This window comes from Rhabdonatronobacter sediminivivens, assembly GCF_013415485.1.
GTDB lineage: Bacteria > Pseudomonadota > Alphaproteobacteria > Rhodobacterales > Rhodobacteraceae > Rhabdonatronobacter > Rhabdonatronobacter sediminivivens.
On record NZ_JACBXS010000012.1, the window covers coordinates 65,635 to 86,306 of the forward strand.

The window sequence follows — 20,672 nt, forward strand, 5'->3', positions numbered from 1 at the left end:
CTACCGCCCCCCTGCCGGCGCCAGCGCGTGCCACAGCCACATCAGCGCGGCGGCGGGGGGCGTGTCGGTGTGGTGGCAGGTGAATTGCCAGCCGGTCAGCCGCGCCAGCGCCGCCAGCCGGTCCTTGCGCTGCGCCAGCCGGTCCTGATAGCGCGCGCGGAGGTCCGAGGCGCGCATGGTTTCATGGCGCATGGCCCCGCCCATGCTTTCAAAGATCGACCGGCCCTGAAAGGGGAAGCCTTCCTCTACCGGGTCCAGCACCTGCACCAGCGCGCCGCGCACGCCACGATCGGCGGCGGCGGTCAGGGCGGCTTCGACCGGGGCGGGATCGCCCAGGAAATCCGACAGGAACACCGCGCGCGAATGGGCCGGCAGCAGCGCCAGGCCCGGGGCGCCATAGTCGCGCCCGTCAGTGTCCACCGCCAGCGCCTGGGTCAGCGGCATCAGCTGCGCCTTGCCCGAGCGCGCCGGCAGCGGTGCGCCATCGCGCATCAGCCCCACACGCTCACCGGCCCGAAGCGCCAGCACCGCCAGCGCCAGCGCCAGCAGCCGCGCGCGGCTTCCCTTGTCGGCGCGCCTCTTGTCGCCGGAAAACGCCATGGCGCGCGACAGATCCACCCAAAGCGTGATCGCCTGCGCCGCCTGCCATTCGGTTTCGCGCACGAAATGCATGTCCGACCGGGCCGAACGCCGCCAGTCGATGCGCGAGGCAGGGTCCGACCCCGTGGCCGCGCGATACTGCCAGAACTCATCCCCCTGCCCCGCGCGGCGGCGCCCATGCGCCCCCGGCAGGACCGAGGCCGCCAGATGTTCCGCCTCCACCAGCAGCGGCGGCAGGCCGCCGGCCAGGCTTTCGGCATCCAGACGCAGCGCGGCGGGAGAGTGGCTCACGCGGCGGCCTCCATCTGCGTGACCGAGGCCGCGACCCGGTCAATGATCGCGCCCAGCGATTCGCCCCGGGCGCGGGCGGCGAAGCCCAGCGCCATGCGATGCGTCAGCACCGGGCGGGCCAGCGCCATCACATCCTCGGCCGAGGGCACCAGCCGCCCGTCCATCAGCGCCCGCGCCCGCACGGTCAGCATCAGCGCCTGCGCGGCACGCGGCCCCGGCCCCCAGCTGACGGCATCGCGCACAGCGTCATGGGCATCTGCCTCGCCGGGGCGGCAGGCGCGCACCAGGTCCAGGATCATCTCGACCACGGCCTCGCCCACCGGCATGCGGCGCAGCACGGATTGCGCGTCGATCAGTTCTTCGGCGGTGAACACGGCATGCGCGGCATCTTCCGACGCCCCGGTGGTGGCGATCAGGATGTCACGCTCGGTGGCGCGGTCGGGGTATTCCACGTCGATCTGCACCAGAAAGCGGTCAAGCTGCGCCTCGGGCAGGGGGTAGGTGCCTTCCTGTTCGATCGGGTTCTGGGTGGCCAGCACGTGGAACGGCGCCTCCAGCTTGTGATGCACCCCTGCGACCGTGACCTCCCGCTCCTGCATGGCCTGCAGAAGCGCGGCCTGCGTGCGGGGGCTGGCGCGGTTGATCTCGTCGGCCATCAGAAGCTGGCAGAAGAGCGGCCCCTGAATGAAACGGAACGCACGGCTGCCATCGGCGGCGGTGTCCAGCACTTCGGAGCCGATGATATCGGCGGGCATCAGATCCGGGGTGAACTGGATGCGGTTGCCGCGCAGCCCCATCACCGTGGACAGCGTGTCCACCAGCCGCGTCTTGCCCAGCCCCGGCAGGCCGATCAGCAGCGCGTGCCCGCCGCACAGCATCGCCGCCAGCGACAGGTCCACCACCTTGCGCTGACCGATGAAACGGCGGTTGATGCTGCTGCGGGCCTCGGCCAGCTTTTCGCCCAGAGCCTCGATCTGGCCAATCAGTTCCGCGTTTTCGTCCATGCCTGCGCGCTCCTTGGTGGTCCCTTGGTGGTCCTGACCGGTTGCGCTCGACGCTGGCGCACCTATGTCTTTCCATGATGGACATATCCTAAAACGGCGTGCTGGCAAAAACCATGAGCGGACAACAGATCGTTACCCCATCGGCGGAAAACATCGCGGCTTCGGCTCAGGCGGCGGCGAAAAGGGGCGGCTTGCCCCCGGTGCATCTGTGGGACCCGCCGTTCTGCGGCGATCTGGACATGCGAATCGCGCGGGACGGGACGTGGTTCTACCTTGGCACGCCCATCGGGCGGCCTGCCCTGGTGCGGCTGTTTTCCACCATCCTGCGGCGCGATGGCGATGATTATTTCCTGGTCACGCCGGTGGAAAAGGTCGGCATCACCGTCGATGACGCCCCCTTCGTGGCCGTGGATGTCGAAGCAAGCGGCCACGGCCCCGACCAGCGGCTGAACTTCACCACCAATGTAGGCGACAGCGTCATTGCCGGCCCCCGGAGCCCCATCCGGGTGGAGCGCGACCCCGAAACCGGCGAGCCCGCGCCCTATGTGCTGGTCCGCGCCAACCTTGAGGCGCTGATCGACCGCAAGAGCTTTTACCGGCTGGTCGATATCGGCGCCCATGCCGAGCATGAGGGCGAAAGCTGGTTCGGCCTGTGGTCGGACGGCATGTTCTTCCCGGTGATCTCGTCGCGGGAGCTGCCGTAAGCTTTGCACCCTGCCCCGCAAGACGCGCCCACGGCTTGGAGCCGCTCACGGAACTGTCCCGGCGCGCAGGCAGCGATCCCCAGGCTCCAGGCGCATTGATGTTGAATGCCAGATCAGGACGGTGCTGCGCGCGCTGCCATGGTCTTCTCCGCGCGCACGGCATCATGCTGCTGTTGCCCAGAGAGCCCACTTGTTCCGGCTGCCCAGAGTCCCGGCGCCACCGCTCCAGGCACCCCATCTGGCCGGGCTGCAGTCAGCCCTGAGAGCGCCGCGCCCGGGGGCCAAATGTCCGGGCGCGCACCGGTCTAGCGCTTGCCGAACAGCACCTCCTGCGCCTTGCGGTCATCCTGTACGGCGCTGCGCCGGTCCTTGGCGACAGCCTTGCCGCGCTGGACGGCCTCGCGCGCGCCGAGTTCGTCCAGCCAGCGTTTCATATGGGGCTTGTCATCCAGTGTCTGTGACTGCCCCTCCCACAGGATTGCCCAGGGCCAGATCGCCATATCGGCGATGGAGTAGAACTCGCCCGCCACATAGCGGTTGTTCGCAAGCTGCCGGTCCAGCACGCCGTAAAGGCGCGCAACCTCGCGCTGGTAGCGGTCCTTGGCATAGGGGAGGTCCTGCGGCGGGTCCATCGCCGGGGCGTATTTCAGGAAATGATGCGCCTGCCCGGCCATGGGTCCAAGCCCGCCCATCTGCCACATCAGCCACTGATCCACGGCGATGCGGTCCCGCTCGCTCGGCCCGCCGAACTGGCCGGTCTTGCGCGCCAGATATTGCAGGATCGCGCCCGATTCGAAGATGGAGATCGGCGCGCCATCGGGGCCATCGGGGTCGATGACGGCGGGCATGCGGTTATTGGGCGCGATCTTCAGGAAGTCCGGGGCGAACTGGTCACCTGCGCCGATATTGATGAGGTTGACGTTGTAAGGCAGGCCCATTTCCTCGAGTGCGATGGTGATCTTCCAGCCATTGGGCGTGGGCCAGTAATACAACTCTATCGGGTCGCTCATGCGATACTCTCCTTCTGTTGCGTGCAGACCCAGGTGTTCAGTCCCGGCATCCGGTGGCTCGGAGTAGTGATGAATCTGTCTGGCGCTGAAGTCCAGATCTTGCAGATGCATTCCTGGGGCGTGAGGCTGCCCAGCGGCTTGAGCCTGCCTGCGAAGTCATGGGCGGCGCGGAAGTCGGCAAGCTGCGCCCGCAAGCCGTCGTGGCTGTTGTTGTGGGTGCGCTTGACGGTCGCGTCCTTGATCGTGCGGTTCATCCGGTCGCGCTGACCGTCCCCTCGCGCAAACGATCCCCCCGGTTCGTTGTCTGGTCCTTGGACCTGCAGCGGTGGTTCGGCTTGGTCCGGCGGTGCTCGATCCCGCCAGCCACGGGTCCTGAACCGGTGGCGCCACGCTGGCAGCTCAGTGAGAAATCTGTGCCGGATAGTGGTTGTTTGTGTGCCCATGGCGTTGGTCCACTAACATTCCGACAATGGCAACGAAGTGGCAACCTGGGGAGAATGGCGCGCCCGAAAGGATTCGAACCTCTGACCCCCAGATTCGTAGTCTGGTGCTCTATCCAGCTGAGCTACGGGCGCGCAACACCGGCCTGATACCCGCCCTTTGCCCCCTTTGCAAGGGGGGCGTCGCAGGAAAAACGCTGGCTGGCCGTTCAGATCCCGGTGGGCAGGATGATGCGGAATTCGGTGCCCTGATCGTCGCTGCGGTGCAGCTCCAGCCGCCCGCCATGGCCGCGCACCAGTTCGGCGGCGATCACCAGACCCAGGCCCACGCCGCCCTTGCGCACCCCGCCCTGAAAGGCGGTGAACAGGTTGTCGCGCGCCTTGGCCGGCAACCCGGGCCCGGTATCGCCGATCCCGATAACGACATTTCCGTCCCCCGCCTTGGCCGAAACCTCGATGCTGCCTGGCTGGCCTGTTGCCTCGATCGCCTGGCGGGCGTTGCGGATCAGGTTGGTCAGCACCCGGAACAGCTGTTCGCTGTCAGCACTCAGGTTCAGCCCGGGCGGCACATCGACCAGAAACTCGATCTCGGGCGTCCCCGAAGCTGCCAGTTCCTCATTTGCCACCACATCCTTGACCAGCGGCGCCAGCGCGATCCGGTTCAGCGAGGGGGGCGGTTCCTCGGCCTTGCCGAAGGCGAGGGTGTTTTCGCACAGGTTGATCGCGCGCGAGAGCGAGTTGAGCAGCTTCGGCGCCGCACGGCGCACGGCCGGGTCCTGGCTGGTCTCCATCCGGTCGGCGAACAGGCTGGCGGAAGACAGGATATTGCGCAGGTCATGGCTGATGCGCGCCACGGCGCCGCCCAGCTGGGCCAGGCGTTCCTTCTGGCGCAGGTTCGCGGTCAGCTGCGTCTGCAGGTCATGCAGCGCGTCCTCGGCCTCGCGCAGTTCACGCACGCGGGCGGTGGGTGTGATGATGCGGCGCCCGTCCTCGGGGGCTTCGGCATAGCGGGACATCGCGCGCACAAGTTGCCGGATCGGCGCCACCATCAGCAGTTGCACCGCCGCAAACAGCAACACCGCCGTTGATACCGAAATGACCAGCGACAGCCACAGGATGCGTTCGCCATACTCCAGCATCTCGGCGCGCAGGGGGCCGGTTTCCAGCGTTACCTCGATCAACAAACCCGCTTCGCGCACCGGATCGCCAATGACCCGGATCACCCGGTTTTCCGGGTCGAACAGCACCGCCATGGCATCGCGCATCAGCGCCAGTGCGCCGGGGTCACGCAGATCGAATGTGGCGCTGACCGGCTGCGGCAGGGGCGAGGACAGCACCAGTTCGCGCACCGCATCACGGCGCAGCACCACGTTGAAGACACCGGCGTTTTCCAGCAGTTCCTGGGCCAGGTTCTCTTCGATGAACCCGGGGCTGGCCAGCAACGACAACGAGGCGATCTGCGCGCGCTCCAGCCGGGCCAGCAGGTAATCCTCGCGGTAGCGGGCGACCGACGGAACAAAGATAAGAATCTCGGCCAGCATGACGAAGATGATCGTCAGCATCAGAAACCGGCCCGAGAGCGTTCTGAAAAACATGCCTGCCCCTTCGCGCGAAAGCGGTCAGGGCATGACCCTCTGCACCAACCGCACCATCCGCTTCACAAAAGGATTATCAAAGAGTTTCGGCGAGAAATAGGCCCCTGCGCCGCGTTTGCCGATTTCCGCCAATGTCGGATAGGGCAGGACCGTGCCCGCCAGCGCACTCAGCTTCATCCGGGCCGAAATCGCCAGACAGAGGGGCGCGATCAGTTCGCCCGCCTGCGCGCCGACAATGGTGGCACCGATGGGGCGCCCGCTGACAACCATCAGCTTCAGGAAGCCTTCGGTCCAGCCTTCGGCCTGCGCGCGGTCAATCTGGGCCATGTCCACGCGCAGCACCTGCAGCCGGGCGCCGAACTTGCGCCGCGCCTCGGCTTCTGTCGGGCCGACTTGCGCCAGTTCGGGGTCGGTATAGGTAACGCGCGGAATATGGTCGGCGCGCGCCTTTGCGGGTAGCCCCAGCACCGCCGCGCGGATGATGATGCCCGCATGATACCCGGCCAGATGGGTGAACTGGCCCCGCCCCGCCACATCGCCGATGGCGTAAACGCGGCGGTTCGTGCTGCGCAGATCATCGCCCACGGTGATCCCGTCGGCGGTATGCCTGATACCCGCAGCTTTCAGGTCCAGCCGGTCGATACTCGGGCGCCGCCCCACGGCCACCAGCAGATGCGTGCCATGGAATACGGTGCCCCCGGTCACCTGCACCTCGATCGCGCCGGTCCGCCCCGAGACACGCTCGACCTGCGCGCCCTCGATGATCTCGATCCCTTCGGCGCGCAGCTGCGCCAGCACCACGGCGGCGGCCTGCGCGTCTTCGCGGCCCAGGGCCTGCGCGCCTTCGATCACCGTCACCTGCGCGCCCAGCCGCCGATGGGCCAGCGCCATTTCCAGCCCGATGGGCCCGCCCCCCATCACCAGCAAATGCCCGGGCAGGTCCGGCATGTCGAACAGGGTTTCATTGGTCAGATGCGGCACCCGGTCCAGCCCGGAGATGTCCGGCACCACGGGCGACGACCCGGTGGCCACCACGAAGCGGCGCGCGCGGATGGTCTGGCCGCCGGCCTCCACACTGTCAGGGCCGGTGAAGCGGGCGTAATCGCGGATCACCTGCACGCCCAGACCCTCGAATCGCTCCTGGCTGTCATGGGGTTCGATTGCGGCGATGGTGGCGCGCACATGGGCCTGTGCGGCGGCGTAGCGGGTGCGGGCGGCCTCGGCTTCGACCGGTCCGGCGGCTTTGGCGGCGCGGGCTGCGGACAGCAGCGCCTTGGACGGGACGCAGCCGTAATTCAGGCAATCGCCGCCCATCTTGTGGCCTTCGATCAGCACCACCCGCGCGCCCATCTGCACCGCGCCCGCGGCCACCGACAACCCGCCCGAGCCTGCACCGATCACGCAGATATCCGTTTCGATCACGTTCATGGCCGCGCCCCGGTCAGGTTCAGCCGCCGCAACAGCACCGGCAACAGCGACAGCGCCGCCAGCCCAAGCAGCGGGCCCAGGATGTGGGGCTCGAAGATGATGGACATGTTGGGGGTTTCACCGCGGGCAAAGACCTCGCCCAGCCCGGCCCCGACCCAGGTGTAGACCAGCCCGCCGGGGATGATGCCCAGAAAGGTCGTCACCGCAAAGACCGAGGTCCGCACGCCGATCAATGCCGGAACCACATTCATCACGAAGAACGGCAGCACCGGAACCATCCGCAACGACAACAGTACCTGAAAGGCATCGGCCCGGATCGCCTGCATGATCCGTGCGATCCGCCCGTCACTGGCATCGATCCGCGCCGCCAGCCCCTGGCCCAGCCCGCTGCGCACCGCCAGAAAGATCAGCACCGCGCCGATGGTGGCGCCCAGCACATTGAACAGCGCCCCCGGGAAAAGGCCGAACAGGAAGCCCCCGGTCAGGGTCGCCGCCGTTGCCCCAGGCAGGGAAAAGGCCACAAGGGCGATATAGGCAACGATGAAGGTACCCGCGGCCAAGGCGTAATTCGCATCCCTGTAGGCCAGCAGGGCCTCGCGGTTGTCGCGCAGGGTTTCGAAATTCAGATGCTCGCCCAGAAAGATCGCACCGACCACCGCCAGCACAAGCACGGCCAGAAGGGGCAGGCGCCGACGCCAGGGCGAGGGCAGGTTGGAGGTATCCACGGGTTCAGGTCCTTTGCCGAGCATGACAGCATATTCGGTCAGATTGGCGCGCGTGTTACGCTCTGGACAGGGCGTATCACGCGGGCTTGATGGATGGACAGGAAAAAGCCCCGAATGTTACAGTCGAGGAGGATCAGCCAGGGCCAGGGCGCAGATTTCCGGCCAGAATCGCGCGCTGAGAATTGACTCGGCCACGCGGGAGGGGTAATGCCCGACCCTGAATTGGAGTTGGCGCCCCCGCATCCGGCGGTTCGGGCGCCCAGACGCAAGGACGACAGCGATGAAACGCACTTTCCAGCCCAGCAACCTGGTGCGCAAACGCCGCCACGGTTTCCGCGCCCGCATGGCCACCAAGGCCGGGCGCAAGATCATCAACGCTCGGCGTGCCCAGGGCCGCAAGAAGCTGACGGCCTGAGGGGTCCGGGCCCATGGGTCCGGCTCTGACGTGATGATCACATCCGACCAATCTGCCAAGGACGCCGCAACCCTTTCGGGTGCGGCGTCCTTGGCCTGTGATGCGCCGCCACGGGTTGCGGTCATGCGCTTTCGGCGCGATTTCCTGCGCACTGCCGCCGGGATGCGCCAGCCGCGCAAGGGGCTGATGCTGCAGGCCCGCGCCCGCGATGCGGAACCGGACCTGATTCGCGTGGGCTTCACCTGCACCCGGAAGGTCGGCAATGCCGTGACCCGAAACCGCGCCAAACGGCGCCTGCGCGCGGCAGCGCAGCAGGTGCTGCGCGCGCATGGCCGCCCGGGCTGGGATTACGTTCTGATAGGCCGCCCCGGCGTAACCGTTACGCGCGATTTCGGCGCGCTTTGCGCCGATCTGCGCAGCGCCCTGGAGGCGGTGCATGGCGCAAGGGGCGCGGCATGAGCCCAATGGCATGGCTTCTTTCGCTGCCTGTGCGGCTCTACAGAGTGACCTTCAGCCCGCTGGTGGGCCATAATTGCCGGTTTCAGCCCACTTGCTCCGTCTATACGCTGGAGGCGCTGGAACGCCACGGCGCCCTGCGCGGCGGGGCCTTGGCACTGCGCCGGATCGGACGCTGCCACCCCTGGGGGAGCAGCGGCTATGACCCGGTACCCGGCGCCGACCCCGACCATGACGCCAAGCCCGCGCCGGACCGCGACAGCTGAGCGCCGCGAAAGCGCAGGTTCCGGGTCGCGCGGGGGGCCAATGGGCCATAGGCTGACAGCAACCGCAACAGAGCAGACCGGCGCCCCATGTCAGACCCCTATCACTACAATATCGTCCGCCGCGCCATCGACCTGATAGATGCGCCCGGCGGGACGGCCCTGTCCCTGGATGATCTGGCCGCTGAACTGGGTATGAGCACGGCGCATTTCCAGCGTCTGTTCAGCCAGTGGGCAGGCGTGTCGCCCAAACGGTATCAGCAATACCTGACACTTGGCCAGGCCCGGCGCCTGCTGCAGGACCGCTTCTCAACGCTGGAGGCGAGCCTGGGTGCCGGGCTGTCGGGGCCCGGACGGCTGCATGACCTGTTCCTGCGCTGGGAGGCGATGTCTCCCGGTGATTACGCCCGCGCGGGCGCGGGGCTGGTGATCCGCCATGGCTGGTTCCCCACCCCTTTTGGCGAGGCCCTGGCCATGGCCACCGACCGCGGCCTCTGCGGATTGGCCTTCGTGACCGATGGGAACCGCGCCCGCACATTCGACGACATGGCCCGCCGCTGGCCCCGGGCGCAACACATCGAAGACCCCACCGCTGTGCACCCCCTGGTCCGCGCGATCTTTGCCCGACATGGCACGGCGCAACTGCATCTGATCGGTGCCCCCTTCCAGATCAAGGTCTGGGAGGCGCTGCTGCAGATCCCTTCGGGGCATGTGACAACGTATGGCCGGATCGCAGAGCGGATCGGCCACAAGGGTGCGGCACGCGCCGTGGGCACGGCGGTCGGGCGCAACCCGCTTGGGTTCGTCATCCCCTGCCACCGCTGCCTGCGTGCAGGCGGCGGCTTTGGCGGCTATCACTGGGGCCTGCCCCGCAAACGCGCCATGCTGGGATGGGAGGCGGCCCGGCTGGAGGCAGCGGAACCGGCAAACTCTCGCCAAAGTGACGTGGTCACGGCAGCGCAGGGCAGTCAGGGTCTGTCAGGGCCGGGCGCAAGCTGCTAGGATCGCGCCGAATTACCTGGAAAGGCCCGAAGAATGATTGTCAGAACCTCCTTGTCGCTTGGCGCTGCGGCACTGTTCCTTGCCGGTTGCGTCAACCCCGAGAACACCCAGAGCCGCGTTGTCCCCGGCGCCCTGACCGGGGCCGCGGCAGGCGCCGCGCTGGGCGCAGCCACCGGCGGGCACCGTGACCGGGTGCTGGTTGGCGCCACGGTCGGCGCCATCGCAGGCTCGGTCGTTGGACACAGCATGGACCAGCAAGCCGCGGAACTGCGCCGCCAGCTGGGTTCGGACGTGAATATCCGCACCACGGGCGAAGAGATCATCCTGACCATGCCGCAGGATATCCTGTTCGCCGTGGACAGCGCTGTGGTCCGCCCGGATCTGCAAAGCGATCTGCGCATCATCGCGCGCAACCTGATCGACAACCCCGACAGCCAGATCTTTGTTGTCGGCCATACGGATAACACCGGCTCGGCCGAGTATAATCAGGGCCTGTCAGAACGCCGCGCCGGGTCCGTGGCTGCCGTCCTGCGCAACGCGGGCGTGCCGTCGCACCGGGTCAACGCCATCGGTCGCGGGCTGACCCAGCCGATCGCCGATAACAGCACGGCCCAGGGCCGGGCCCAGAATCGCCGGGTGGAAATCATCATCCGCCCAACCGCTGCCTGATCGCACTGACGGCCCGGGGTGCCCAATCGCGCCCCGGACCGTAATCGGAGTTGCAGACCCTCCCTTTTCGGTCATATCTTTTTACCAATGATCGGGGGGAGCCATGCCATTTCAGCGCGTGCAATTGGAAAAGCTTTCACACACGGTTGTGCAGCAGATCGAGCTTCTGATCCTGCGTGGCATCCTGCGCCCGGGGGAGCGGCTTCCGTCGGAGCGTGACCTGGCCGAGCGTCTGGGCGTGTCCCGCCCCAGTCTGCGTGACGCGGTGGCCGAACTCCAGGACCGTGGGTTGCTGAAAACCCGGGCCGGCGCGGGCATTTATGTGTCCGAGGCGCTGGGATCAGCCTTTTCGGCTGCGCTGGTGGACCTGTTTGCCGATCATGATGAGGCGCTTTTCGATTACATCGATTTCCGCCGCGACATGGAAGCCATGGCCGCCGAACGCGCCGCGCGGCTGGGATCGGAAACCGATCTGATGGTCATCAACACCGTCTTTTCGAAGATGGAAGCTGCCCATGATAAGCGCGATCCGGCCGATGAGGCGCATCTGGATGCCGAATTCCATCTGTCTATCATCGAAGCCTCGCACAATATCATCATGCTGCACATGATGCGCGCCATGTTCGACCTGTTGCGCCGGGGCGTGTTCTACAATCGCCAGATGATGTTCCGGCAGCGCGCGACCCGCGATGACCTGCTGGACCAGCACCGGGCCATCAACGCGGGCCTGCAGGCGCGCGACCCCGTGACCGCCCGCGCCGCGGTCGAGGCGCATATGGATTTCGTGAAAAGCACGCTGCACGATCTGAAACGGGTGGAGCGCAACGAGGCCATTGCCCAGTTGCGCTATGAACACGCGCAAGACCTGTAGCACCCCTGTCCCCTTCGCACGCAGAAGCGCAAGGCTGATGATCCTGTCTGCGCCAGTACTGCCGGACCAACCATGGGTCCGCCAACAAAAAAGCCCGGCGCAGGGGCCGGGCTTTCAAGTGACTTGGCGCGATTGGGGCGCAATCAGTGCAGCCGCTGTTCCACCGTGGTGATCGAATCGCGGATCAATGCATCGGCTTCGGCATCGCTGAGCGTCTTGGCGATCACATCCCCGGCGGCGGCAACAGCCACCCGTGCCGCCTGATCACGGACCGCACGCAGGGCCGCATCCTCGGCCGAGGAGATCTGATCCTCGGCGGCCTTGATCCGGCGCTGGATCGAGGCCTTCATCTCTTCCTTCGCCTGATCGGCGGCGATGCGGGCATCCTCGCGCGCGCGGGCGACAATCCGGTCGGACTGATCCTTGACCTCGGCCTGCTTGCGCTCGAATGAGGCCAGGATTTCCACGGCTTCATCGCGCAGGCGCCGCGCCTCGTCCAACTCACCGCGGATGGTGTCAGCGCGCTTGTCCAGAAGCCCGGTGATCATCCCGGGCACCTTGAAATAGACAAGGATACCGGCAAAGATCACAAAGGCGATCAGGACAATAAGGTCAGTGTTGCGCAGGGAAAAGAACGGGTAATCCCCCGCAGCCATGGCCGGCGTGGCCAGAAGGGCGGAAATGAGTGCAAGCCGCTTCATGCCGTGCCCCCTTGCTTCAGCCGCGCCGTGACGGCGGCGTTGACCGTGCGCGCATCCGCTTTCACGTCAAAGACGCCCAGAACCTCGCGCGTGGTATCCTTTGCCACTTCGGCGACCATATCCATTGCGCTCTCGCGGATCTCGCGGATGCGCTTTTCGGATTCGGCGCTACGGGCGGCGATCTCGGCTTCGGCCTTGGCCATCTGCACGTCCAGCTCCTGCTGGATTTCCGCACGCGCCTGATCGACAATCCGGCCAGCCTCGGCCCGGGCATTGGCCAGCGCCTTGTGATAAGCCTCCTCAGCCGCGGCAGCCTTTTGCTTGGCTTCCTCGGCTGCGGCGATATCGTTGGTGATGGCGCCCCGGCGATCTGCCAGAACGGCACTGATCTGCGGTAGCGCCACGCGCGACAGGATCAGGTAAAGCGCGATCATCGCCACGATCAACCAGAAGATCTGGTTGGGGAAGGTGGTGAAATCGAGCTGCGGCATGCCAACCGCGTCTTGGGCAGGGTCTGCCATGTCGTCCCCCTCAGGTCCTGAATTCACCGGAGGGGCGGGTGCGCCCGCCCGTCCGGCCGTAAGGAAAACCAGGGTTCAGATCAGACCGCAAACATCAGCAGCAGGGCAACCAGGAACGAGAAAATGCCCAGTGCTTCTGCGAATGCGATGCCGATGAACAGAAACGCGGTCTGGCCGGGAGCGGCCGACGGGTTGCGCAGCGCGCCGGCGAGGTAGTTGCCGGCCACATGGCCCACACCGATCCCTGCGCCGCCCATGCCGAGGCATGCCAGGCCAGCACCGATGTAAGCACCCATTTGTACGAGATCGCCTTCCATGATCGTTTCTCCTTACGTTGGAAGTGATTGGATAGAGGTTTGCCTGACTGCCCCGGGCTTAGTGAGCGGGATGCAGCGCGTCCTTCAGGTAGACGCAGGTCAGGATCGTGAACACATAGGCCTGGATCACCGCCACCAGCAGTTCCAGCGCATAAAGCGCGGTCACCGCCAGAATGGGCAGGAAGAAGGCCGCACCAAGTGCGGCGGCAAAGCCCGCAAACACCTTGGCCACCGCATGCCCGGCCATCATGGCCCCGGCAAGACGAATGGAATGGCTGACCGGGCGCACGAAGTAGGAAATCACCTCGATCAGCGCCAGGACGGGGCGCAGCGGCAAGGGCGCGCTGTCCACCCAGAACAGTTTCAGGAACTTCGTGCCGTGCAGGATGAACCCCAGCGCCGTGACCGAGATGAACACCGTCAGCGCCAGCACCGCCGTCACCGCGATATGTGAGGTGGTGGTAAAGGCGAAGGGGATCAGCCCCAACAGGTTCGCAAACAGCACGAACAGGAAAACGGTCATGATATAGGGGAAGAAGCGCACCGCATCGCGCCCGGCAACATCCTCGACCATCTTGTAGATGAAGCTGTAGGTCAGTTCGGCCACCGACTGCGCGCGCGTCGGCACCACGGCCCGCCCGCGCGAGCCATAGACCATCATCGCCGTGGCGGCCAGGACGGTCAGCGCCATCCACAGGGTGACGTTGGTGGGGGTGTACCAGCTGACCATGTCACCGCCGAACAGCGGCTTCACGATGAACTGGTCCATGGGTTTGATGACAATGCCGTTCTCAGCCACGGGTATCGTCCCCTCGTTCCGCGGCGGGTTTCTGTACCGCCTGCATATTCCGGTCCTGAAGCTCGCGTGCCGTGCGCATCATCGTGCTGACACCGGCGGCAAAGCCCAGCAATGTGAACAGCACCAGAAGCCATGGCATTGTGCCGAACAGCACATCCAGCCCGTATCCGATGCCGAAACCGATGCCGAGCCCCGACACCAGTTCGATCACCATCCGCCAGGCAGCGTTTGCCAGCGTGTGATGATCCTCCTTCGCAGGCGGCGGCTCATGTGCGGCCTTGAGCTTTGCGATCTTGTCTTCGAGCGCCCTGAGACGCTCTAGATCCTGCTTGTCGGCCATGGCCACCCCCGGTCAGGAAGCTGGGCGGAAGCTAGGCGCGCGGGCTTAGAGAGTCAAGCGCCAAGAGCGCGCATGGGCACCAATCAAGTGGCTGATAACAAAGGGTTTTGAAATTTTGCCGCAGCGCAGCAGCCGCATACGGGCATGCGCCCACGCCCGCCAGCATATTCAACCTTTCGGTTGACCTTTGCCCGGCGCGGGGCCAATCATCCGCCATGACCCACCCCCTGGACCAGATCTTCATGGCGCTGGCCGATCCCACGCGGCGGGCGATCCTGACCATGTTGCTGGAAGATGACATGGCCGTCACGGATGTTGCCGAACCCTTTGCCATGTCACTGGCGGCGATTTCCAAGCACCTGAGCATTCTGGCGGCGGCGGGGCTGATCAGCCAGGAAAAGCGCGGGCGGGTGAAATGGTGCAAGCTGGAGCCCGATGCGCTGCGCGATGCCAGCGTCTGGATGCAGGCTTTTGGCCAGTTCGAAGCGGTCAACCTGGACGCATTTGAACGCTTTCTGGAAGCGGAATTCGGCGGGCCGGGACAGGGCGGCGGCTAGGCCGTGGGACCGCGCGGGCGCGGGGGCACATCAGCGCCCCCGCGCCCAGAGTTCAGAACCGCAATGACACGTCCCGATGCACCGATACACAGCGCGCCACTTCCAGGGCGTGTTCACGCTCCAGCCGTGGCTGTTCGCGCATGCCGAGGGTGAATCGGGTTTCCTCCTCGATCGCGCGCAAGGGTGTCAGCAGAGTCGCGGAAGCCGCGCGGCGCCATTCGGTATCGGCGTGGACCTGTTCCACCGCCGCCTCGGCGGCGTCTGCGGCCGCCTCGGCCGAGGCACGGCGCCCGGTCAGCCCGTCGCGGATATCCGACAGGGCCGAGCGCAGGTCAGCCGAGCCTGGCAGCGCTGCAATTTCGCCTTCCAGCGCCTGAACGCGGCTGGCCAGTTCGCTGTTGTCGGAGATATTCACCTCGGCGGCCAGGGCTTCGACCCGCGGGCGCAGGTCGGCGAAAGCCTCTGCCGCCGCGATGGTTTGCGCCATTTCGCGGAAGGTCAGATAGGCCTGCTCGGTCGGGCGGCGCAGGTCGTTGCGCGCCGTCATCTCCACCTGCACCAGCGCCTGGAAGTCGCGCTGTGCCTGCTCCCAGCGTTCCGGAATCTGGGCTTCGGCGGCAGCACGGTCAGCTTCGGCCGCAGCGATCTGCGCCTCGATCCGTTCGCGCCCGGCCACGGCAACCGGTGCATCCCCCCGGAAGTTGCGCATCTGTGCCTGTAGCCGATCAATGCGCTGGGTATGGCCCAGCATCTCGCGCCGGATATCGGCAACTTCGCGGTGCAGTGGCTGATAGCTTGGGGTTGCGTCCTCGATCGCGTCCATGGCGGCGACGAACGCGTCCAGTTGCGCGAAGCTGGCCTCATAAGCGGCGATGGCGGTGTCCAGTTCACGCTCCTGCGCCGGCGGCAGGATCGAACGATCAGCCCCCTCCAGCGTGGCCAACAACCCGCGCACCGTGCTTTCCTGCGCCGGCAAGTCGCGGATCAGCAACTCCTCGACACAATGTTGCAGGCGCGGGTTGCGCGGTGGTGGCGCGTTTTCCGACAGAAGCTGCACCCGCGCAGGCAGATAGTTCACCAGCGGCGGGTTATAGCCCACGACCACCAGCGCCCCCAGTTGCAAGGCGATGAAGGGGATCACACCCTTGTACATGTTCAGCGTCTTCACCGTCCGGTCCGCGACCCCGCGCAGATAGAACAGCGCAAAGCCGAAAGGTGGTGTCAGGAAACTGGTCTGGATGTTCAGCCCGATCATCACCCCCAGCCAGACGGCGGTAATATTCGCTTCGGGGTTCATCAGCAGGATCGGCGCGACAATCGGCACCACGACGATGGCGATTTCGATGAAATCCAGGAAGAAGCCCAGCAGGAAGATCACGATCATGACGATGATGAACTGACCCCAGAACCCGCCCGGCATGCTTCCCAGGAAATCGCGCACCATATGTTCGCCGCCAAAGGCCCGGAAGGCCGAAATCAGCATCGCCGCACCCAGCAGGATGATGAAGACCAGCGATGATGTCTTGGCGGTTTCGATCATCACCGCGCGCAGGGTGTTGTCGATTTTCAGCGTGCGCCAGGCGCTCCAGCCCAGGGCGGCCAGTAGCACGATGACGGCAAGCGCGGCAAGCGCAACGCCAAGCGCAGCGCCTGAGCGGTCCATCTGCCGGATGTTCAGGTTGAAGCTGACCGAAAGTAGGTAGATCACCACCAGCATGGCCAACACGATGATGGCCGGGACAAAGCGCCCCCGCCCTTCATGGATCTTGTAACCCGCCATGACCGTGGCGCCCGCTGCGCCCACGGCGCCGGCCTGGGTCACGGTGGCAACACCGGTGATGATCGACCCCAGCACCAGCACGATCAGCAGCAGCGGCGGCACGGTAGCAAAGAAGACATCGAACCAGAAGCGGCGGTCCATCCGCCCTTCGATCGGCACCGAGGGCGCGCTTTTCGGGCTGATCAGCGCGAAGATCAGGATGAAGACGATATACATGCCCACCAGCAGCAGGCCGGGGAACAGCGCCCCCATGAACATGTCGCCCGCCGAGGTCGAGGTCACCCCCAGTTCCGAGGGCATGGAGAAGGCGCCCGTGGCCTCACGGTATTCGGCGCTGCGCAATTGCGCCGCCTGATCCACCGCCGAAGACAGCTGGTCGGCCAGGATGATGAGCACGATCGACGGCGGGATGATCTGCCCCAGCGTGCCCGAGGCCAGCACCGAGCCGGTGGCCAGCGGCTGGCTGTAATTGTTGCGCATCATCGCCGGAAGCGAGATCAGCCCCATGGCAACCACGGTGGCGCCGACAATCCCGGTGGTGGCGGCCAGCAGCGCACCGACCACGACGACCGAAATGCCCAAGCCCCCCGGCAGCCCGCCAAACAGCTTGGCCATGGTGACCAGCAGTTCCTCGGCTATGCGCGACCGCTGCAGCATGATGCCCATGAACACGAACAACGGGATGGCGATCAGCGTATCCCGCTCGGCCTCCCAATAGATCCCTCGGAAGTTGGTGACCCCGGCGCTCAGCCATTCGACTGCCGTGCCGTGCATGAAGAAGGAACTGGCATCGCCGGTAAACAGCCAGCCGGTCCCGGCGGCCAGGCCAATGGTGACAATCGCCGAACCGGGCAGCGCAAAGGCCACCGGAAAGCCGATGCCCAGCGTGAACATCATCATCGCAACAAGGATGAAGAGAAAGACAACTTCCATGATCGCTTACCCTGCAGCCAGTTTCACATCCGCCGCAGCACCTTCGGGCGGGGCGTTCGGGTCGAATTCATCACGCCAGCTGGCGGCGGCGCCAAGGACATAGGCCGCAAACTGGAACAGCATCGTCACGGCAAAAATGCCAAGGAACACCGCCAGCGTGTATTTCGTCATCAGGCCATAGGTCTGCTGACCCTGTTCGAAGCGCAGGAACGGGCCGATCAGGGTAGAGGCGCTGGTGGCCGTGCCCAGGATCAGGATGGTCCAGCACATGGTCATGCCCAGCACCACCGCACCCAGCCCGTTGACCAGCGCGCGGCCCTTTCGGCTCATCGAGGAATAAAACACGTCCACCCGTACATGCCCGTCCGTGGCCAGCGTATAGGCCGAGGCAAACAGGAACAGCGCCGCATACCACATGCGCACCAGATCGGCCATGAAGGGCTGTTCATACGAGAAGATGAACCGCCCGATCACCATCAGCAACTGCACCAGCACCACCAGTAGCGCCAGCCAGAAGAAGCCCAGCGTGCGGGTAAAGGCGGCCACGACAAAACCCAGCACCATAAGCGGCACATGGATCATCGGCCCGCGAAAGCGCGTCTGGCCCAGGGCGGTCGCCATCTCATCGCTGAAGAGCACCCGGTGCAGCCCCTCGGCCCGCAGCCAGGACACCGCCGTATCGCCCAGCCCCACGAACAGCACGGCAAAGAAACAGGCGCGGACCAGGTAATTCGTCAGCGCCTCGATCCGGGCGCTGTCGGTTCGGAAGGGTTCGTTGCGGCTGCGATAGACCAGCGCCACAGCCAGAACCGCCGCCACCACATACAGCACCGCCGAGAGCAGGCCGTCCGTTTGCCCCTGAACAAAGGCCATGGCCCCGGGCTGGCCGCGCCAGTGAACCAGGTAATTCTCGATCAGAAAGGCAAAGGTGATCGTGACCGTCCCCCAGGCCAGAAGCCTGAGCAAGATCGGCCCGATGCCCGTTGCGGGGGTCGAATGCGGCATGGTTCAGTTCCTGTCGGACGTGATTTTATTCTTCTGTCTTATGTGGAGAAGCGGGCCGGTGCCATCCCGGCCCCGCCCCGCTCCGTGGCGCCACTGGCGCGGATCAGTCGATTCCGAGCACCCGGTTGCGCTTGAAGGCGAATTCCTGCTCGGAAATCGACAGCCAGCGGCCAACCTCGGCGCGCGCAGTCACAAAGGCCTCGTGCATGCGGTTGGCAAGGTCCGAATGCTGACGAATTTCGTCGAACACGGCCTCGGAAGCCTCGCCAAAGGCTTCGAAGACTTCGTCGTTGAATTCGCGCATCTGGATGCCGTGGTCGCGGATCAGCATGTCCAGGTAGCGGCCGTTGTTGGCGTTGTATTCCGCCATCATCCGGTCGTTTTCCATGTGGCAGCAGGCCTGGATGGCGCGCTGCTGCCAGCTGGGCAGGCTGGTCAGCCAGGACTTGTTCATGGTCAGCGACAGCGCCGGGCCCGGCTCCTGTGCGCCGGGGTTGTAGTAGTAGCGCGCCGCCTGATGCAGGTTCAGGAAATAGTCATTCCACGGGCCAACCCATTCGGTCGCATCAATGGCGCCCGAAACCAGGTTTTCATAGATCTGGCCACCGGGCAGCGAAACAACCGACACACCCAGCTGCGACATCATGGACCCGCCGATACCGGGGATGCGCATGCGCAGGCCGCGCAGATCCTCGGGCGAGTTGATTTCGCGGTTGAACCATCCTCCGGGCTGACAGCCGGTGTTGCCGGCCAGCCAGCCCTTCAGGCCATAGTCATCCGCCAACTCATCCCACAGTTCCTGCCCGCCCATGTAATGCATGAAGGCGTTCTGCTCCAGCGCGGTAAGACCGAAGGGAACCGAGCAGACATACGAAAACGACGGGTGCACGCCCTGCCAGTAATAATCCGCGGCGTGAAAGGCCTGCGCGTTGCCTGCGGCCACCTCGTCGAACACGTCAAACGCGCCGACACGCTCGCCAGCGGCATAATATTCGGGGGCAATCGCGCCGTCCGTGGCTTCCTCGATCAGCACGGCCAGACGCTGCGCACTGGTCCCCAGGCCCGGAAAGTCGCGCGGCCAGGTGGAGACAATCACCATCGGCGTGCGCCCCTGCGCGACAGCCGGGGCCGCCAGCGACGAAGCCGCGACCGCCGAGCCGCCAATCGCCGAGGTTTTCAGAAAAGAGCGACGATCCATTACAATCCTCCCATGGATTTTTCTGGTTGCTCCAACTGCTGCTGCAGTTGACGCCCCGTGTTAGACCATATCAGTCAGCGCCTTCAAACAGGAATCTGCCCTGACTGGTCAAATTTCCTTGCCAACCGGACGTGGGCGCCCGGCGCGCATGTTCCACCAATTGGCCGAAAAGATGATCGCCGCGCCCAGGAATACCAGCGGGTCCAGCCCTTCGGCATAAAGCCATACGCCCACCAGCGCGATCACCGGCAGGCGCGCGAATTCCATCGGCGCCACGGTGGACGCAGGCGCCAGCCCCAGCGCCGAGGTCAGCGAGAAATGCGCCGTCAGCCCGGTCACCCCCACCACCAGCAGCCAGGGGATCAGCGCCACTGACGGCCAGGTGAACCCGCCGATAAAGGACAACACCAACCCGAAGAGCGTCTGCGACAGGGTCATCCAGAACAGCACGCACCAGACGCTGTCATACCGCATGATCCGCTTGGTGAAGATCACGTTCAACGCAAAGCACAGTGCCGCCAGCATCCCAGCCAGATGCCCCGCATTCAGCGGCTGCACCCCCGGTTGCGCCACCAGCAGCACGCCGCCAAAGCCCAGCACCGCCACCGCCAGCTTGCGCCGGGTCAGCGCCTCGCCCAGCAGCAGCGGCGCCAGCAGCGCCACCCAGATGGGCGAGGTGAATTCCAGCGCCACAAGCTGCGCCAGCGGGATCACCGTGATCCCGAAGAACCACAGGTTCTGCCCGGCAAAATGGAAAACGTTGCGCGCCAGATGCAGCCCCGGGGCCGAAGGCACAAGCTGGCGCAGCCCCGCCCGGCTCAGCCCCATGACCAGTACCAGAACGATCGCAAACCCGACCAGCGAGCGCCAGAACATCAGCTCGAACGAGCTGAGCTCCACCTGAATCGCCCGCCCGGCCACCGCCATCAGCGTGAAGGACGCAATCGCCCCCATCATCCACAGCGCGGCCTTGACCGGCTGAGCCTCTTCCTGATGCATGACCTCCCCCGCCTTGCAGCGCTTGTGCAGGCGCGCGCCCCGTCATAGC

Annotated in this window: 23 protein-coding genes, 1 tRNA gene and 1 pseudogene; 8 read left to right on the forward strand and 17 right to left on the reverse strand. The window is 65.6% G+C overall.

Annotated elements, in window-relative coordinates; all coding sequences use genetic code 11:
- Nucleotides 1-891, reverse strand: coding sequence for a DUF58 domain-containing protein (locus HUK65_RS07730; RefSeq protein ID WP_179905583.1), 891 nt, complete (start codon nucleotides 889-891; stop codon nucleotides 1-3).
- Nucleotides 888-1,895 carry an AAA family ATPase gene (locus HUK65_RS07735; protein WP_179905584.1) on the reverse strand — a complete coding sequence of 336 codons (1,008 nt, stop codon included), beginning with the start codon at nucleotides 1,893-1,895 and terminating at the stop codon, nucleotides 888-890. Before HUK65_RS07735 ends, HUK65_RS07730 begins: the two co-directional genes overlap by 4 nt.
- A 113-nt stretch (nucleotides 1,896-2,008) precedes the next feature.
- Between HUK65_RS07735 and HUK65_RS07740 the strand changes: the two genes are divergently transcribed.
- Complete coding sequence (locus HUK65_RS07740; RefSeq protein WP_179905585.1) at nucleotides 2,009-2,599, forward strand: DUF1285 domain-containing protein; 591 nt, start codon at nucleotides 2,009-2,011, stop codon at nucleotides 2,597-2,599.
- Nucleotides 2,600-2,904: 305 nt separating this feature from the next.
- Here HUK65_RS07740 and HUK65_RS07745 read toward each other — a convergent pair whose 3' ends face one another.
- The 6 genes and pseudogenes from HUK65_RS07745 to HUK65_RS07770 all read right to left on the reverse strand — a co-directional run bounded on the left by HUK65_RS07745 (nucleotide 2,905) and on the right by HUK65_RS07770 (nucleotide 7,821).
- Entirely contained in the window at nucleotides 2,905-3,609 is a 705-nt protein-coding gene (locus HUK65_RS07745) for a glutathione S-transferase N-terminal domain-containing protein (protein WP_179905586.1), read from the reverse strand.
- Nucleotides 3,606-3,881: pseudogene (locus HUK65_RS07750) on the reverse strand (hypothetical protein); the annotation flags it as partial. The gene HUK65_RS07745 and the pseudogene HUK65_RS07750, both read right to left, overlap by 4 nt.
- Nucleotides 3,882-4,107: 226 nt before the next feature.
- Nucleotides 4,108-4,184, reverse strand: a tRNA-Arg gene (locus tag HUK65_RS07755).
- Between the two features lie 74 nt (nucleotides 4,185-4,258).
- On the reverse strand, nucleotides 4,259-5,644 hold the full coding sequence (locus tag HUK65_RS07760) for a sensor histidine kinase (RefSeq protein WP_179905588.1): 1,386 nt from the start codon (nucleotides 5,642-5,644) through the stop codon (nucleotides 4,259-4,261).
- A gap of 24 nt (nucleotides 5,645-5,668) precedes the next feature.
- Nucleotides 5,669-7,072 carry a dihydrolipoyl dehydrogenase family protein gene (locus tag HUK65_RS07765; protein WP_179905589.1) on the reverse strand — a complete coding sequence of 468 codons (1,404 nt, stop codon included), beginning with the start codon at nucleotides 7,070-7,072 and terminating at the stop codon, nucleotides 5,669-5,671.
- The gene (locus tag HUK65_RS07770) at nucleotides 7,069-7,821 is read right to left on the reverse strand and encodes a TVP38/TMEM64 family protein (RefSeq protein ID WP_179905590.1); all 753 of its coding nucleotides are present in this window, start codon (nucleotides 7,819-7,821) and stop codon (nucleotides 7,069-7,071) included. Before HUK65_RS07770 ends, HUK65_RS07765 begins: the two co-directional genes overlap by 4 nt.
- Nucleotides 7,822-8,077: 256 nt before the next feature.
- Here HUK65_RS07770 and rpmH point away from each other — a divergent pair, with 256 nt between their 5' ends.
- From rpmH to HUK65_RS07800, 6 genes are all read left to right on the forward strand, one after another.
- Entirely contained in the window at nucleotides 8,078-8,212 is a 135-nt protein-coding gene (rpmH, locus tag HUK65_RS07775) for a 50S ribosomal protein L34 (protein WP_179905591.1), read from the forward strand.
- A 36-nt stretch (nucleotides 8,213-8,248) separates the two neighbouring features.
- On the forward strand, nucleotides 8,249-8,671 hold the full coding sequence (gene rnpA / locus HUK65_RS07780) for a ribonuclease P protein component (protein WP_407692421.1): 423 nt from the start codon (nucleotides 8,249-8,251) through the stop codon (nucleotides 8,669-8,671).
- Nucleotides 8,668-8,934: a membrane protein insertion efficiency factor YidD gene (gene yidD / locus HUK65_RS07785; protein ID WP_179905593.1), complete on the forward strand. Its 267-nt coding sequence runs from the start codon at nucleotides 8,668-8,670 to the stop codon at nucleotides 8,932-8,934. The genes rnpA and yidD overlap by 4 nt, the downstream gene beginning before the upstream one ends.
- An 87-nt stretch (nucleotides 8,935-9,021) precedes the next feature.
- Nucleotides 9,022-9,933, forward strand: a complete 912-nt coding sequence (locus tag HUK65_RS07790; protein ID WP_179905594.1) for a methylated-DNA--[protein]-cysteine S-methyltransferase — start codon at nucleotides 9,022-9,024, stop codon at nucleotides 9,931-9,933.
- 33 nt (nucleotides 9,934-9,966) lie between these two features.
- On the forward strand, nucleotides 9,967-10,602 hold the full coding sequence (locus tag HUK65_RS07795) for an OmpA family protein (RefSeq protein WP_179905595.1): 636 nt from the start codon (nucleotides 9,967-9,969) through the stop codon (nucleotides 10,600-10,602).
- A gap of 103 nt (nucleotides 10,603-10,705) precedes the next feature.
- Nucleotides 10,706-11,473: a FadR/GntR family transcriptional regulator gene (locus tag HUK65_RS07800; RefSeq protein ID WP_179905596.1), complete on the forward strand. Its 768-nt coding sequence runs from the start codon at nucleotides 10,706-10,708 to the stop codon at nucleotides 11,471-11,473.
- Nucleotides 11,474-11,616: 143 nt separating this feature from the next.
- Here the strand turns inward: HUK65_RS07800 and HUK65_RS07805 are convergent, their stop codons facing one another.
- From HUK65_RS07805 to HUK65_RS07825, 5 genes are all read right to left on the reverse strand, one after another.
- On the reverse strand, nucleotides 11,617-12,174 hold the full coding sequence (locus HUK65_RS07805; protein WP_179905597.1) for a F0F1 ATP synthase subunit B: 558 nt from the start codon (nucleotides 12,172-12,174) through the stop codon (nucleotides 11,617-11,619).
- Nucleotides 12,171-12,695, reverse strand: a complete 525-nt coding sequence (locus tag HUK65_RS07810; protein WP_179905598.1) for a F0F1 ATP synthase subunit B' — start codon at nucleotides 12,693-12,695, stop codon at nucleotides 12,171-12,173. Before HUK65_RS07810 ends, HUK65_RS07805 begins: the two co-directional genes overlap by 4 nt.
- Before the next feature lie 80 nt (nucleotides 12,696-12,775).
- Entirely contained in the window at nucleotides 12,776-13,012 is a 237-nt protein-coding gene (locus tag HUK65_RS07815; RefSeq protein ID WP_179905599.1) for a F0F1 ATP synthase subunit C, read from the reverse strand.
- A 58-nt stretch (nucleotides 13,013-13,070) separates the two neighbouring features.
- Nucleotides 13,071-13,781, reverse strand: coding sequence for a F0F1 ATP synthase subunit A (locus HUK65_RS07820; protein WP_179905620.1), 711 nt, complete (start codon nucleotides 13,779-13,781; stop codon nucleotides 13,071-13,073).
- 22 nt (nucleotides 13,782-13,803) lie between these two features.
- Nucleotides 13,804-14,151: an AtpZ/AtpI family protein gene (locus HUK65_RS07825; RefSeq protein ID WP_179905600.1), complete on the reverse strand. Its 348-nt coding sequence runs from the start codon at nucleotides 14,149-14,151 to the stop codon at nucleotides 13,804-13,806.
- Between the two features lie 215 nt (nucleotides 14,152-14,366).
- Here HUK65_RS07825 and HUK65_RS07830 point away from each other — a divergent pair, with 215 nt between their 5' ends.
- Nucleotides 14,367-14,708, forward strand: a complete 342-nt coding sequence (locus tag HUK65_RS07830) for an ArsR/SmtB family transcription factor (protein ID WP_179905601.1) — start codon at nucleotides 14,367-14,369, stop codon at nucleotides 14,706-14,708.
- 52 nt (nucleotides 14,709-14,760) lie between these two features.
- On the opposite strand, the gene HUK65_RS07835 is transcribed toward HUK65_RS07830, so the two are convergent.
- The 4 genes from HUK65_RS07835 to HUK65_RS07850 form a co-directional block, all read right to left on the reverse strand.
- A complete protein-coding gene (locus HUK65_RS07835) occupies nucleotides 14,761-17,421 on the reverse strand; it encodes a TRAP transporter large permease (RefSeq protein WP_179905602.1) in 2,661 nt (886 codons plus the stop codon).
- Nucleotides 17,422-17,427: 6 nt separating this feature from the next.
- Nucleotides 17,428-18,426, reverse strand: coding sequence for a TRAP transporter small permease subunit (locus HUK65_RS07840; RefSeq protein WP_179905603.1), 999 nt, complete (start codon nucleotides 18,424-18,426; stop codon nucleotides 17,428-17,430).
- 103 nt (nucleotides 18,427-18,529) lie between these two features.
- The gene (locus tag HUK65_RS07845; protein ID WP_179905604.1) at nucleotides 18,530-19,624 is read right to left on the reverse strand and encodes a TRAP transporter substrate-binding protein; all 1,095 of its coding nucleotides are present in this window, start codon (nucleotides 19,622-19,624) and stop codon (nucleotides 18,530-18,532) included.
- Nucleotides 19,625-19,732: 108 nt separating this feature from the next.
- On the reverse strand, nucleotides 19,733-20,623 hold the full coding sequence (locus HUK65_RS07850) for a DMT family transporter (protein WP_179905605.1): 891 nt from the start codon (nucleotides 20,621-20,623) through the stop codon (nucleotides 19,733-19,735).
- Nucleotides 20,624-20,672: the final 49 nt, after the last annotated feature.